The sequence below is a fragment of the Staphylococcus sp. GW821-FHT11H10 genome (assembly GCF_058807855.1).
In genome coordinates this window covers 55485-71241 of the sequence record NZ_JBXARC010000010.1, presented here as the reverse complement: position 1 = coordinate 71241, position 15757 = coordinate 55485, and the positions used below count along the sequence as shown (strand labels likewise).

The 15757-nt window shown below is 32.0% G+C and carries 14 protein-coding genes; 1 reads left to right on the top strand and 13 read right to left on the bottom strand.

The window, feature by feature from the left end; genetic code table 11:
* Window positions 1-365: 365 nt before the first annotated feature.
* From greA to AC1RRU_RS07205, 13 genes are all read right to left on the bottom strand, one after another.
* Window positions 366-842, bottom strand: a complete 477-nt coding sequence (greA, locus tag AC1RRU_RS07265; protein WP_493196487.1) for a transcription elongation factor GreA — start codon at window positions 840-842, stop codon at window positions 366-368.
* Between the two features lie 75 nt (window positions 843-917).
* Window positions 918-1541, bottom strand: a complete 624-nt coding sequence (udk, locus tag AC1RRU_RS07260) for a uridine kinase (RefSeq protein WP_011275606.1) — start codon at window positions 1539-1541, stop codon at window positions 918-920.
* Window positions 1541-2809 (bottom strand): peptidase U32 family protein, encoded by a 1269-nt coding sequence (locus AC1RRU_RS07255; RefSeq protein WP_011275605.1) that lies wholly within the window; start codon window positions 2807-2809, stop codon window positions 1541-1543. Before AC1RRU_RS07255 ends, udk begins: the two co-directional genes overlap by 1 nt.
* Window positions 2810-2826: 17 nt before the next feature.
* On the bottom strand, window positions 2827-3750 hold the full coding sequence (locus AC1RRU_RS07250; protein ID WP_016930855.1) for a peptidase U32 family protein: 924 nt from the start codon (window positions 3748-3750) through the stop codon (window positions 2827-2829).
* A 2-nt stretch (window positions 3751-3752) separates the two neighbouring features.
* On the bottom strand, window positions 3753-4388 hold the full coding sequence (locus tag AC1RRU_RS07245) for an O-methyltransferase (RefSeq protein ID WP_037558167.1): 636 nt from the start codon (window positions 4386-4388) through the stop codon (window positions 3753-3755).
* A gap of 398 nt (window positions 4389-4786) precedes the next feature.
* Entirely contained in the window at window positions 4787-5101 is a 315-nt protein-coding gene (locus tag AC1RRU_RS07240) for a DUF1292 domain-containing protein (RefSeq protein WP_011275602.1), read from the bottom strand.
* A gap of 14 nt (window positions 5102-5115) precedes the next feature.
* Window positions 5116-5544: a Holliday junction resolvase RuvX gene (gene ruvX, locus AC1RRU_RS07235; protein WP_011275601.1), complete on the bottom strand. Its 429-nt coding sequence runs from the start codon at window positions 5542-5544 to the stop codon at window positions 5116-5118.
* A 3-nt stretch (window positions 5545-5547) separates the two neighbouring features.
* Window positions 5548-5808, bottom strand: a complete 261-nt coding sequence (locus AC1RRU_RS07230; protein ID WP_011275600.1) for an IreB family regulatory phosphoprotein — start codon at window positions 5806-5808, stop codon at window positions 5548-5550.
* Between the two features lie 66 nt (window positions 5809-5874).
* Window positions 5875-8505 carry an alanine--tRNA ligase gene (gene alaS, locus AC1RRU_RS07225; protein ID WP_011275599.1) on the bottom strand — a complete coding sequence of 877 codons (2631 nt, stop codon included), beginning with the start codon at window positions 8503-8505 and terminating at the stop codon, window positions 5875-5877.
* A 298-nt stretch (window positions 8506-8803) separates the two neighbouring features.
* Window positions 8804-11242, bottom strand: a complete 2439-nt coding sequence (recD2, locus tag AC1RRU_RS07220) for an SF1B family DNA helicase RecD2 (RefSeq protein WP_070855371.1) — start codon at window positions 11240-11242, stop codon at window positions 8804-8806.
* Window position 11243: 1 nt separating this feature from the next.
* A complete protein-coding gene (locus AC1RRU_RS07215; protein WP_172458791.1) occupies window positions 11244-11915 on the bottom strand; it encodes a tetratricopeptide repeat protein in 672 nt (223 codons plus the stop codon).
* A 201-nt stretch (window positions 11916-12116) separates the two neighbouring features.
* On the bottom strand, window positions 12117-13229 hold the full coding sequence (mnmA, locus tag AC1RRU_RS07210; protein WP_049426603.1) for a tRNA 2-thiouridine(34) synthase MnmA: 1113 nt from the start codon (window positions 13227-13229) through the stop codon (window positions 12117-12119).
* 2 nt (window positions 13230-13231) lie between these two features.
* On the bottom strand, window positions 13232-14371 hold the full coding sequence (locus AC1RRU_RS07205) for a cysteine desulfurase family protein (protein WP_016930850.1): 1140 nt from the start codon (window positions 14369-14371) through the stop codon (window positions 13232-13234).
* 280 nt (window positions 14372-14651) lie between these two features.
* Between AC1RRU_RS07205 and AC1RRU_RS07200 the strand changes: the two genes are divergently transcribed.
* Window positions 14652-15665, top strand: a complete 1014-nt coding sequence (locus AC1RRU_RS07200; protein ID WP_011275594.1) for an LLM class flavin-dependent oxidoreductase — start codon at window positions 14652-14654, stop codon at window positions 15663-15665.
* Window positions 15666-15757: the final 92 nt, after the last annotated feature.

Genomic DNA, 15757 nt, shown 5'->3' with positions numbered 1-15757 from the left:
GAAATGTAATCGCTTACTTTATAGTGTAATTAGCAAATGATTCAATTGTATTTACATTGTTATTTAAGCATATAAAACTAATTTTGTCATGAAAAAGTTCAGATTTTCAAATTAATTTGATAAAATATATATGAATTTTTGTAACATAAGGTATAATTTTATCTAAAAATATCATATTCTAGCTATTAAGTTTTTTAATATCACTTAATTAAAACTAATACAATAGCATTATTAGGTTATTAAAAAAAGCTATGAAGAAATCATTGTTACTTGATTTCTTCATAGCCGATATAAATATGCATTTTATTAATATAAATACCAAGATATTTAAAGAGTTTGTAAAACTTTATTCAGAAAAAATTTATCTATTTAATATTTACAATTTTAACATTAATTTCTCCACCATTTGGTAGAGGCACACGCACTTCATCTTTTAAACTTTTACCAATTAATGCTATAGCCATAGGTGATTCGTTTGAGATTTTGCCGTTAAATGCATCTGCTTCAGCAGAACCAACGATTTGGTAACTTTCTTCTTCATCTCCAGGTAACTCAATAAAAGTCACGGTTTTACCAATTTGAACAACATTATTATCACCTGTATCTTCAATGATTAATGCATATCTAAGCATATGTTCGATACGTTGAATGTCTTGTTCAATGAATCCTTGTTCATCTTTAGCAGCATCATACTCAGAGTTCTCAGAAAGGTCACCAAATGAACGTGCCACTTTAATTTTTTCTACAACTTCAGGACGCTTAACCGTTTTTAATTCTTCTAATTCTTTTTCTAATTGTTCATAACCCTCTTGAGTCATTGGATATTGTTTTTGATTTTCCATTATGTCATCTTCCTTTTTCATTTAATATGGTTTAGTCATTAAATATATTGTTTTTTGATACATATTGTAACTTACTTATTGTTTACTAACCAATGTTTGAATTTTAGTGGTCATTATATCAATTGCAACCTTGTTACTTCCACCTTCTGGAATGATAATATCTGCATACTTCTTAGTAGGCTCAATAAATTGATTGTGCATTGGTTTGACAACATTTAAATATTGGTTAATTACTGATTCCATAGATCGACCGCGTTCTTTAGTATCACGTACGAGTCGTCTTAGAATTCTTAAGTCTGCATCAGTATCAACGTATATTTTGACATCCATCATATCACGAAGTGTTTTATTTTCTAAAGCAAATATACCTTCTACGATAATAACATCTTTAGGTTCAAATGCAATGGTTTCATTACTTCGTGTATGATTTGTGTAATCGTACGTTGGAACTTCAACTGCATGACCATTTCGTAAATCTTTTAAATTTTCTATTAGCAAATCATTGTCAAATGCAAAGGGATGGTCATAATTTGTTTCAAGACGCTCTTCAAAAGTTAAATGTGATTGATCTTTATAATAATAGTCTTGAGCAAGTAATGCGACACTATGGCCTTCTAAATTCTTCATGATTTCATTTGTTACTGTTGTTTTACCAGATCCTGAACCACCGGCAATACCAATAATTGTTGTGTTTGCCATTATCTAATTTCCTTTCTCATCATGTTCTTAGGATAAATTGGATGATTTACTTTAATTTGTACAATTTGAAGTGGGTGACGAGCAGCATCTAGACTATTGCCCTCCTCATCATATATGGCATCAATAACTTGTCTAAAACTTTGTATTTCAGGTCCAAAGAATTCAATTTCTTGACCTGGTTTAAAGTGATTTCTTTGTTGTATTGTAGCAATTTGAGTAGTTTCATCATAATCTATTACTAATCCACAAAAATCGTAAGGTGATTTTTTATTTTGTTGAACACCAAACATTTGCTCTTCATATCCTGGTGTACCTTCAAAAAATGCTGGTGCAGTATCTCTATTAGCACATTTATCTAATTCTTTTAACCATTCAGGATTAATTTTAAAATTCTCAGGATCTTCAGCATAAGCATCAATAACTTTTCTATAAACTGATACAACTGTAGCTATATAATGAATAGATTTCATGCGCCCTTCTATTTTTAAAGAGTCGATACCGATTTCCATCATTTGAGGTATTGATTCAATTAATTTTAAATCCTTAGGACTCATAGCAAATGGTACGGTGTCTCCATCTTGATAATAAAGATCAAGTTCACCGTCATTATCTACTTCTAATAAATCGTAATCCCAACGACAACTTTGACAACAACCACCTCTGTTAGAATCTCTAGCTGTCATATGATTACTTAGTGTACAGCGACCTGAATATGCAATACACATTGCACCATGTATAAATGCTTCAATTTCAATGTCTACATTTTCTTTCATTTCTTTCATTTCCATCGCACCAGTTTCACGTGCTAATACCACTCGATCTAAACCTTCTTCTTTCCAGTATTGAACCGCTTTAGTATTAGACAATGACTGTTGTGTCGATAAGTGTATTTCTAATTTAGGAGCAACTTGCTTACAAGTTTCAATAATTAAAGGATCTGCAACAATGATTCCGGTAGCACCCGTTTTTTCTAATTCAATTAAATAATTTTCCAGACCTTTAATATTCTCGTCATGAGCGATAATATTAGTAGTTACGTATATTTTTGCATTATATTGATTTGCAAATTCAACGCCTTCTTTAATTTCAGCCATAGTAAAATTATCAGCATTAGAACGCAAACCATATTCTTGACCACCTAAAAATACTGCATCTGCACCATAATGTACTGCAATCTTTAATTTTTCTAAATTACCAGCAGGCGCTAATAATTCGGGCTTTTTAATTTTACTTTTAACTTTCGTTTGAATTTCAGTCAATGTTTTCATTTTTTAGCGCCTCCTTTTTAATAAACTGTTTGTTTGTATAAGAATCCTTCATCAAATGGACGATGTTCTGGTTGAATTGCTTCAATTGGATCTACTAACATGAATTTTTCATCTTCATATGCTTCAGGATCTTCATTATATAAATCTATTGCTTCTCTGTATTGAGCTGTAACAGTGTTTATATATTCTTCGCTTTGCAGAATTCCATCTATCTTAAATGAATCAATTCCAGCTTCAAATAGTGGCTCGAGTTCTTCAATTAAGCAGATATCATTTGGAGACATTATATGTGTACCATTAAAATCTTCAAATACAGGATATTTATTATCACGTTCTTCGTCATATAGTAGTAACTCTTTATCATCATTTTCACGTTTAATCTTCATTTGTTTATCTTGGAAAGTATAATAGTTCCCAAGCAACATGCGTTTAGATTGGAACATACAAGTCATCCCATGTACTTGAACTTCAATTTCAACATTTGCATTCTCTTTTATATTTATTATTTCATCTAAGTTTAATTCTCTCGCTAGAAGCGCTCGTTTGGCACCTCTTTTTCCCCAATAGTTACATTGGAAATAGTTAGTTACTATAGTTTCAGCATCCCAATTTAGTGGTATCGGATTATGTTGATTTTTGACATTCATGACGACAGCAGGGTCACCAAATATAATTCGGTCTACTCTAACTTCATGTAAGAAATTAATATAGTCTTCCAATGCATTTAAATGATAATTGTGGAAAATGCCATTTACAGCAACATATATTTTTCTATCATGCTCATGCGCTAAATTGACTGCTTGTTTAATATCCTCACGATTAAACTCTCCTGGTAATCTTAACCCAAATTTTTGTTCACCAATGACAAATGCATCTGCACCAATATCTATTAGTGTTTCTAAATGACTTAATGATTTAGGAGTAACGAGTAATTCCGTCATAATTATTCTCCTTTAATTGATATAGCTAACCCATCATCCATATTTATAAAGTTAGTACTGTAATTTTCTAGACTAATTAGCCAATCATTAAATTTTTGAACTTTTTGAACCATTTGCTTAACATTTCTGGAGCGTACGATATCTATATTCGATACAAAACCGTGGTATAGAACATTATCTGTAATGACTAGTCCACCATTTCTTAATAGTGGTGTGTAATATTCAAAAAATTTCTTTGATTGAGCTTTTGCTGCATCAATAAAAATAATATCATATTGTTTATCATTGACTTCATTATATTGCTCTAAAGCATTTCCCTCTATAAGTCTTATTTGTGATGAGTAGCCATAAGTTTCGAAATTTGATTTAGCTTGTGTAATCATTTCCTCATCACGCTCTATAGTCGTAATATGTATATCATTTGATACGGATGCAAATTGCATTGAACTATACCCTATTGCAGTGCCAATTTCTAGAATGTTTTTTGCACGATGTATCCGAATTAATTGTTTAATCATCTCTAGGGATAATCTATCAACAATTGGTACAGCATTTTGCTCCGCATATTCTCTTAACGTTTCAATTTTATTATCTGTTTTACGATGTTTATCCAATAAATACTGCTGGTTAGCTTCCATTTATTTACTTCCTTTTTAAAGACAAAATGACATTAAAAAATAAACCAGTCGATATAGAGTTATCCGCTAAACTTTAAAAATTTAAATAAACTTAACCGTGCTAGGATAACTTATACTTATAAATGTATGACTGATTTAAATATTTATTAAAACTCATTGTCTACCTATAAGAATTTAACTTTAAATATTTTATCATATATTTGTTTGTAATTTAAGATGTAATATGTAAAAAAACATGATTTAATCAATCAAAAAAGGAGCAGAATAGAACTCGAATTGAATTCATTATCCCACTCCCTATACAAAATTACTGTTCTGAATTATAAATTAAATCACATATTGATAGTTCAGTCAGCTAATTTAAATTAGTTTTAGTATTAAGTATTAAATCTAGAAAACTATTCTTCCATGTTTGTGTTAACTACTTCTTCAATCATGTCCCATTCTTCGTCAGTCTCGATAGGTACTAATTTACCACCATCGCCTGATTCATCAGGTTCATTAATCATTGGAATCAATTCAATCATGTCATCATCGTCAGATTGAGCACCTTCCTCAGCTAAAATAACATATTCTTTTTTAAATTCTGGATGGTAAAATTCCAACATTTTACGATATAAAACTTCGTTACCATTTTCATCGAATAAAGTTAATAACTCTTCTTCATTACTAATATCTAATTCTACATCGTGGTTATGATTATGTTCAGTCATTGTTTATTACTCCTTTATTGGATTGAATCTAAATAGCCTTGCAATATAAACACTGCTGCCATTTTATCAATTACTTTTTTTCTTTTTTGTCTAGATACATCTGCTTCAAGTAATGAACGCTCTGCTGCCATAGTACTTAATCGTTCATCCCACATAATTATCTCTATATCAGGTAAGCTTTCTTTGAGTAACTCCTTATATCTTAACGAAGCTTCTCCACGAAAGCCAATAGAATTATTCATATTCTTAGGTAAACCAATCACTACAGAACCAACGTTATTTTCTTTAATGATGGTCACTAATTGCTCTATACCATAATCTTCTAGTTCCTCGTTAATTCTTAGAGTGTCCAATCCTTGGGCAGTCCAACCCATTAAATCGCTTATAGCTACGCCAACTGTTTTACTACCTACATCCAAACCCAAAATTTTGTGAGTTAACATATACTATTTCTTATTCTCTTTTAAATAATTTGAAACGAGTTCTTCCATGATAACGTCACGATCAATGTGGCGAATTTGATTTCGAGCATCATTTTGACGAGGTATATATGCAGGATCACCTGAGAGTAAATATCCTACAATTTGATTTACAGCATTGTAACCACGCTCTTCTAAAGTTCGGTGTACGTTGTTTAACACTGTTTCAACATTATCTTTCGGAATTTCTTCATAGTCAAACTTCATTGTTTTATCAATATTATCCATAGATGCGACACTCCTCTAAAACGAATTATCTTACATACACCAATTTTACACTAGTTGATTACAAAGTTATAGTTTTTTAATGTAATCTTTAATAAAGCGTAATGCTTCTGAGATATTCTCTGGTTGCGTACCGCCACCTTGAGCCATATCTGGACGACCGCCACCTTTACCACCAACTAATGGCGCCATATTCTTAATGATATCTCCAGCTTTAATTTTATCTGTCTGTTCTTTTGGTACAGTTGCTATTAGTGATACCTTTTCACCTAAATCACTTGCTAAGATTATAATAGCATCTTGTTGTTTAGATTTGAAATCATCCATAGTTTGTCTTATTTCTTTAGCATTAGAAACTTCAACTTCTGTAGCTAATACTTTAAAGCCATTAATTTCTTCAATTTGATCCTCAATATTGCCCATTTTAAGTGAAGTGATTTCCTTATTTCGCTGTTCTAATTGTTTATGAAGGTTCTTTTCTTCTTCTTGTAGCTGGACAATTTTATCAAATACTTGATTATCAGATTTAACTTTAACTTGATCTTTAATAGAATTAAATTTATTTTGAATATCTTCTAAATGTAAGAATGCTGACTTACCAGTAAATGCTTCAATACGTCTAACGCCTGCACCTGTACCTGATTCACTTATAATCTTGAAAAGTCCAATTTCTGCAGTATTATCAACATGTATACCACCACATAGCTCAATTGAGAACGGTGCCATATTAACAACGCGCACAATATCTCCGTATTTTTCTCCGAATAACGCCATAGCACCCATTTGTTTTGCTTCATTAATAGGCATCTCTTGTATATTAACTGAAATACCTCTCCAAATTTCTTCATTTACACGTCTTTCAACTTGATCAATTTCGTCTTGAGTCATCGGACCAAAATGTGAGAAGTCGAAACGCAAACGCTCACTTTCAACTAACGAACCTGCTTGATTTACATGTTCACCTAATACTTCTTTTAATGCAGCGTGAAGTAAATGAGTGGCACTATGATTTTTTTGGATGTCTTTTCTTTCATCCCTATTAACACTTGCATCTACATCACTATTAATTGTAACTTGACCAAATTGGATGACACCTTGATGTAAGTTTTGACCATTAGGTGCTTTAGTTACTTCAGTTACTTCAATCTCAAAGTTCTCATTACCTACTGTTCCTTTATCAGCTACTTGCCCACCACTAACTGCATAAAATGGAGTTTCTTTTAAAATGAAATATACAGTTTCTCCTGGTTCAGCAGATTCAACTTTCTCTCCATTATAAATTAAATCAGTTAACGTAGTCTGATAATCTGTAGTTTCATATCCGACAAATTTGCTTTCAGTGGTAATATTTTTAAGAACTTCACTTTGGATTTGCATTGATTGTGAACTTTGTCGAGCTTCTCTAGCTCGTGTACGTTGTTGATCCATTTCTTTTTCAAACGTTGCCATATCCACAGAGATGTTTTCTTGACTAGCTAATTCTTCTGTCAATTCAATTGGGAATCCATAAGTGTCGTATAATTTGAACGCATCTGAACCGTTAATTTCATTATTAGATGATTTAGCTTTTGCTAATAAATTATTCAAAATTGCTAAACCTTCTTGAAGTGTCTCATGGAAACGTTCTTCTTCTGATTTAATAACACGCTTAATAAAATCAGCTTTTTCTTTAACATTTGGATAATATGGTTCCATTATCTCTGCAACGATGTCAACTAACTTATACATAAATGGTTCATTAATGTCGAGAGTTTGACTAAATCTGACTGCTCTACGTAGAAGTCGACGTAAAACGTAACCTCTTCCCTCATTTGCAGGTAAAGCGCCATCAGCAATAGCAAATGCAATTGTACGAATATGGTCCGCTATTACCTTAAAGGCAATATCATGTTCGTTGTTTACTAAATATTTTTTGTCAGCTACTTTTTCAACTTCATTAATGATTGGCATAAATAAGTCTGTTTCATAATTTGTTCTTACGTTTTGAGAAACAGAGGCCATTCGTTCAAGCCCCATACCTGTATCAATATTTTTATTTGGTAATGGTGTATAAGTGTTGTCTTTATTATGGTTAAATTCACTAAAAACTAAGTTCCAAACTTCTAAATATCTTTCATTTTCCCCACCTGGATACATCTCTTCTGATGGATCATCTTGACCATATTCATCTCCACGATCATAGAAAATTTCAGTGTTAGGACCAGATGGACCCTCACCGATATCCCAGAAATTACCTTCTATTCTAATAATTCGACTTTCTTCTAATCCAATTTCATCATTCCAAATACGATAAGCTTCAGAATCTTCGGGATGAATAGTTACATATAATTTTTCAGGTTCCATGCCCATCCAGTTTTCACTAGTTAAAAATTCCCACGCAAAGTGGATTGCTTCTTTTTTGAAATAATCACCAATTGAAAAGTTACCAAGCATTTCGAAAAATGTATGATGTCGTGCAGTAAATCCTACATTTTCAATATCATTTGTTCTAATTGCTTTTTGAGAATTGACTATTCTAGGCTTTCTTGGTGTTTCTCTACCATCGAAATATTTCTTTAAAGTTGCTACACCAGAATTTATCCATAATAATGAATCGTCATCAATTGGCACTAAAGGGGCTGAAGGTTCAACCATATGACCTTTTTCGACGAAGAAATCAATATATTTTTGACGAATTTCACTAGCTTTTAAATTTTTCATTTCCGACACTCCTATATCAACATATTTTAACTAAAAACAAAAAAACGTTCATCCTCAAAAAAAGGGACGAACGTTTTCGCGGTACCACCCTAGTTATAAACAATCTATCTTTAAGCTGCAAAAATTATCGCTTGATAGAAAACATTTATCACTCAATTAAAATATAAAAATGACATGAAGTAGCGTTCAACAATATACATTGCACTTTTCACCAACCAGTACATCTCTATATAAGTAATAATTGCCTACTCATCTTCATGCGAACTTAAGATTATTTTAAGTATTTTCAAACTAAATGTCAACGCTCAACAAAATCATAAGGAGAAACATCCCCCATATTAATCATTGGATTGATTTGATATAACGTAGATTCACTTAAAATGACTTGATCATCTTTAGTATCAACGTCGTGAATTGTATTCATTGCCTCTTCATCTTTACTCACAGTATTTGAAATTGTTACATCACTTTGTTTATGGTCTATATCAAAATATGACAAGATTAGCTCTTGCAATTGTGTATGTCGTAATTGTCCTTGCGTATTTAATCCAATTTCAAATGCGGTTGAATCTCCAAGTAATACTAATGATTGTTTAGCACGTGTAAGTCCTGTATAAAGTATTGGTCGCTGTAACATTCTAAAATACTGCTTGACGATAGGCATAATTACAATAGGAAATTCAGATCCTTGTGATTTATGAATAGATGTGCAATAAGCATGTGTTAATTCTAATAAATCTTGACGAGTGAAAGTAATCTCGTTACCTTCGAAATCAACAACCATAACATCTTTATTTAAAGCATTTTCTTTAGCCCAAAATATACCAACAATTATTCCTATGTCACCATTGAAGATATTATCATTAGGACGATTAACTAACTGAAGAACCTTATCACCTTTACGAAACTTTATATCACCAAATTCAATTTCTCGTGTATCTTGTGCCTTAGGGTTTAAAATATCTTGTAATACTTGATTTAATCTTTTAATACCTGCGTTACCCTTATACATAGGCGCCAAGACTTGAATATCACTCATATCATAACCCTTATTAACTGCACTTGAAACTACTTTTTCAACTACTTTAGGAATTTGATCGACATTACAACTTATAAAACTCCTATCATGAAAACGCTTTGTAATATCTATTGGCTCACCGTGTTTCATACGATGCGCTAAATCGATGATACTTGAACCATCTTGTTGACGATAAACTTCAGTTAGATTAACTCGAGGTATTGCCTTCGAATCAATAAGATCCTTAAATATTTGACCTGGTCCAACTGAAGGTAATTGATCTTCATCACCGACTAAAATAATTTGTGCATCTAGGGGAACTGCACTTAAAAATTGGTGAAACAACCATGTATCTACCATCGACATTTCGTCAATAATTATGAGCTTTGCTTTAATTTCATTATCTAGAATGTCTTCTGGTTGTGTTTCTTGATTCCATCCAATTAGACGATGAATTGTCATTGCTTCCAACCCTGTAGATTCTTGTAATCGTTTAGATGCTCTACCTGTTGGTGCTGCAAGGACAATAGGATAGTCATCTTCTTGATAGTCTGAGTAACTAAGAGAAAGACCATGTACCTCTGCATAAAGCTCAACGATTCCTTTGATTACTGTTGTTTTACCTGTACCAGGACCACCGGTTAAAAGCATAATTTTAGAATTAATTGCAGTTTGTAAGGCCTCTTTTTGAGATGGTGCATAATGTACATTATTACTAGTCTCTATATCCCCTATATGTATCTGTAAATCAGATTGTTCTATTTCTTTTAGCTTATGTTTGTATGTTTTAATTCGATATAAATTTTGAACACTTTTGAGTTCGGAGTAATAAAGACTAGGAATGGCGACTCGCTCATTGTTTACAATAATTTTTTGTTCCTCATTTAATAATTCGAGAATATTTTCAAGCTGTTTTGAATCGATACTATCACTGGAATGAGCATCCATTAGCATGTCTAATGTCACTTCAATGGCATAATCTAGTGATAAATAGGTGTGACCTTGTTTTATACATTCTTCTTCTAGCGTATATAATAATCCTGCTTTCAATCGTTCTGGATCATTAAAACTAATGCCATTATTTCTAGCTAAAGTATCAGCTTTATTAAAACCAATTCCTTTAATATCATAAACGAGTTGATAAGGGTTATTTTCGAGCACATTTAAAGTCTCGGATTGGTAAAATTGATAAATCGCCATTGATAATTTAGGTCCGAAGCCTAAATCATGTAATCGAATCATAATTTTTTCGGACTCTTGATTGGCATTAATTTGATCAGCAATTTGCTTTTGTTTCTTTTTCGGTAAATTTGAAACCTTCTCTAAAACTGATGCGTCTGTCATAATATCATTTATCGCATTTTCACCAAGTGTATTTACAATATTTTGAGCAGTTTTTTTACCTATACCTTTGAATAAGTCACTTGATAAATATGTAATAATAGCATCCTTAGTTTGAGGGACCTCTTTTTCAAAAGTGTCGGCTTTCAATTGCTTGCCATAACGTGGGTGCTCTACCACTTGTCCTTTAAAAGTGTATACATCTCCTTCCACAATATTTGGAAAGAACCCTACAACTGTTGGTAAATTACCAAATGATTCACTAGTTTCAATTGTTTCCACTTTAATGACTGTATAGAAATTATCATTATTTTGAAATAAAATAGCATCTACAGTACCTTTAATCATTGAATAATCAAATAGTGTAGGGTCAGACATATTACTCCTCCTCATTCTTTATAGCTTCAAACGTTTTCTTAGCATGTTGACTTAGCAAGTGATTTGGATCTATAGATATAGCCTTGTCAAAATAAGACATAGCTAAATCAAGATCTTCAGTATCCATGTAAGTGGCTAAACCAAGATTATATAAAGCATCGACATGCTTTGAATCTATATCTAAAACAATTTTTAGTTGATTTATAGCTTGGTTAAACATTTCTAAATGACATAGTGCCAGACCATATTGAAATTGAACTTCTGCATCTTGATTCTTATCTAATTCTGCTGCAGTCATAAAGTAAGGTAAAGATTCTGTTGGTGCATCTAATTGGTTAAATGACATACCAATCATGTAATTAGTATCTATTTTATCCATATTGTATTTAGATGCCAATTGATATAGTTTAATAGCATCACGGTATTTACCTTGATCGTAATAAAGATTGGCTAAGTTGTAATACACTGCACCATTTTTATCATCAATCGTAATTGCTCGTTGAAAGAAACGCTCAGCCTTTTCAATTTCATTAATATCAGCTAATACTATTCCTGCATTGATATAATTTTCAATGGTATTTGGTTCTTCTTCTATGTTTTGAAATAAAGCTTTTAAAGCATCTTCAAGTTGACCATTTTGAATCCACTCATAAATCGTATCTTGTTTCGTTATCATGATTCCACCCAATCTTAAAATTATCTTACGAGAAACGCAGTATTTAATAAAATAAAGATGTAGTAGTATTTTGGAGCAAGACATAAACAATATTTTTGCAAAATTTATTTTAAGTCAATTACTGCCAATATATATTTGTAGCCTGAGGCATTGAATTATGTCCCAGGCTCTTAACAACTCCATCTTTTGTTGGTTTAATTAAACAACATAACTTAACTGACCTGTTGTTTTAAATACATCATCGATAGTTGCTCCACCTAGACAAACTTCCTCATCATAAAATACAACGGCTTGTCCAGGTGTGATAGCACGTACTGGTTCATCAAATGTAACGCGTAAAGCATTTTGACTTTCACGTTGAACAAAAACCTTAGTATCTTTTTGACGATATCTAAATTTAGCAGTACATTCAAATCCGTTGTCCAAATCAACTGGATTTACGAAAGAAAAATCGGAAGCTATTAAATAGTCACTATAGAGAGCATCATGATGGAAACCCTGTTCAACGTATAAAATATTGTCTTCTAAGTTTTTACCTACAACGAACCATGGATCACCATCTCCGCCGATACCAAGTCCATGTCTTTGACCAATAGTGTAATACATTAATCCGCTATGCATTCCCATTTTATCGCCATTCAACGTACGCATTTCTCCAGATTGAGCTGGTAAATATTGTGATAAGAATGTTTTGAAATTACGCTCTCCAATAAAACAGATGCCTGTAGAGTCTTTCTTTTTAGCTGTTGCTAAATCTTGCTCTTCTGCTATTTTACGAACTTCTTTTTTATCAATATCTCCAATTGGAAACATAACTTTAGACAATTGTTGTTGAGATAGTTGATTTAAGAAATAAGTTTGATCTTTATTATTATCTACACCTCGTAACATTTCTACATGGCCATCATCATGACGACGTATTCTTGCGTAATGTCCTGTTGCTACGTAATCTGCGCCCAATTTAAGTGCATGCTCTAGAAAAGCTTTAAACTTAATTTCTTTATTACACATTACATCTGGATTAGGCGTACGACCTTTTTTATACTCATCTAAGAAATAAGTAAAGACTTTATCCCAATATTCTTGTTCGAAATTAACGGCGTAGTATGGAATACCAATTTGATTACATACTGCGATAACGTCATTATAGTCTTCTGTTGCAGTACAAACACCATTCTCATCAATGTCATCCCAGTTTTTCATGAATATTCCAATAACATCATACCCTTGGTCTTTTAGCACATGAGCTGTGACTGAACTGTCAACACCGCCAGACATACCTACAACTACACGTATATCTTTATTAGACACATTTATTCCTCCTTAAATTTATGATATATTTTGTGAATTTCAGCTACGATATATTTTATTTCTTGATCTGTTGTTAATTCATTAAAGCTAAATCTTACTGAGTGTTTAGCACGTTCTTCATCTTCATACATTGCTGCTAAAACATGAGAAGGTGTTGTTGAACCAGCTGTACATGCAGAGCCTGAAGATACATAAATGTTAGCTAGATCTAAAAGTGTTAGCAAAGTTTCCACGTCTATGAATGGGAAATATAAATTTAGAATATGTCCTGTTGTATCGATCATAGAACCATTTACCTCAAAAGGAATCGCACGTTCTTGTAGACTAACTAAGAATAATTCTTTTAATTGCATTAAATGTAAATTATTATCATCTCTATTCTTATGTGCTAATTCTAGTGCTTTTGTTAAACCAACAATTTGTGCTAAATTTTCTGTTCCTGCACGTCGTTTAGTTTCTTGTTCTCCTCCTAGTTGAGAGTACTCTATTGGGGTTTTATCTCTAACTAATAAGACACCTACACCTTTAGGACCGCCGAATTTATGTGCTGTCAAACTTAAAGTATCCATTTTAAAATCTTCAAAATTAACATCTAAGTGTCCGATTGCTTGAACTGCATCTACATGAAATAATGCGTTTGACTCACTAACAATATCTTCAATATCATACATAGGTTCAACAGTTCCAACTTCATTATTAACAAACATTATTGAAACTAAAATAGTGTCATTCGTTAATGCTTCTTTAAGTTGATGCAAATCTATTGCACCTGTATCATCTACATCTAAATAAGTGACATCATATCCTTCTTTTTCCAATTGTTCAAACACGTGTAAGACAGAATGATGCTCAATTTTAGTTGTAATAATGTGATTTCCAAGATGTTCATTTGCGTATACTAATCCTTTAATGGCTGTATTATTTGATTCAGTTGCGCCACTTGTAAAAATGACTTCGCTAGGCTTAGCATTCAATAATTTAGCAACTGTTCTTCTTGATTCATCTAGATAACGACGTGCATCTCTTCCTATAGAATGAATAGACGATGGATTACCAAAATGTGATTTATAAATTGTCATCATCTCTTCAATTACTTCTGGTTTGACAGGTGTAGTTGCAGCATAATCTGCATATACTTCCATTTTTAAGTACACTCCTCACAATATTATCAATGTTCCTATAATAGCACCTGAATAGAAATTTTTCTATATAGTTGTTCATAAACATAAATTTTTCCATTATTTAATATTTTAACACTCAACCACTTTCAAAATTAACCCCACATTAACTTATAAATATTTTTAAATGTACTTTAATTAAATTATTAATATTTTTTCACTAACATTATCGATTATGAGCATTTCAATATAAATTAAACTACATATTTTGTTAAACTGAACCATATTAATTTTATATGAGGAGATGAAAACTGTGGGTAATCTAAAGGTATCTGCATTAAATTTAGTTCCAATAAGAGAAGGTCAGAGTGATAAAGAAGCAATTGAGGATATGATTAGTTTAGCTCAAAAGTTAGATTCACTTAATTATGAAAGATACTGGATTGCAGAACACCATAACGCACCAAATTTAGTAAGTTCTGCAACTTCTCTATTGATTCAACATACACTTGAACATACGAAACGTATTAAAGTTGGATCTGGAGGGATTATGTTACCAAACCATGCTCCTCTAATAGTTGCGGAGCAATTTGGAACAATGGAAACACTTTTCCCAAACAGAGTTAATCTAGGCTTAGGTAGAGCTCCAGGGACTGATATGATGACAGCTAGCGCATTGAGACGTGATCAGCATAATGGCGTATATGAGTTTCCTGAAGAAGTTGAACAATTACAAACTTATTTTGGACCTGGAAATAAACAAGCTTATGTAAGAGCTTATCCTGCTGTAGGTAAAAATGTACCATTATACATTCTTGGATCATCTACTGATTCAGCTCATTTAGCTGCACGTAAGGGATTACCTTATGTCTTTGCAGGTCATTTTGCACCTCAGCAAATGAAAGAGGCTATTCAAATATATAAAGAACTATTTGAACCTTCTGACGTATTAGATAAGCCTTATATGATTGTATGCTTGAATGTGATAGTAGCTGAAAGTGATGAAGAAGCTGAATACCTAGCAAGCACTTTAGCTCAAGTATTTATTGGTATTGCTCGTGGTAGAATGCAACCAGTACAACCACCTACAAATGACTTACAAGCTCTTCTAACACCTAGAGAATTTGAAATGGCTAAACAAAGATTTAATGATTCGCTAATAGGTTCAGAGGAAACAGTTAAAGAGAAGTTAGAAGCATTTATTGAAGAATATGGTGAAATTGATGAACTCATGGGAATCAGCTATATTTATGATCAAGAAAAGCAATTTGAATCCTTCACTCGTTTACAGAATATTATTGAAAAATTGAATCAATAATCAATATTAAAATTTAAAATTGATGGATAGTGAGAGAATTAAGGTATAATTTGGAGTGGGATATTATTTAATCTCACTCCTTTTATTTGCTT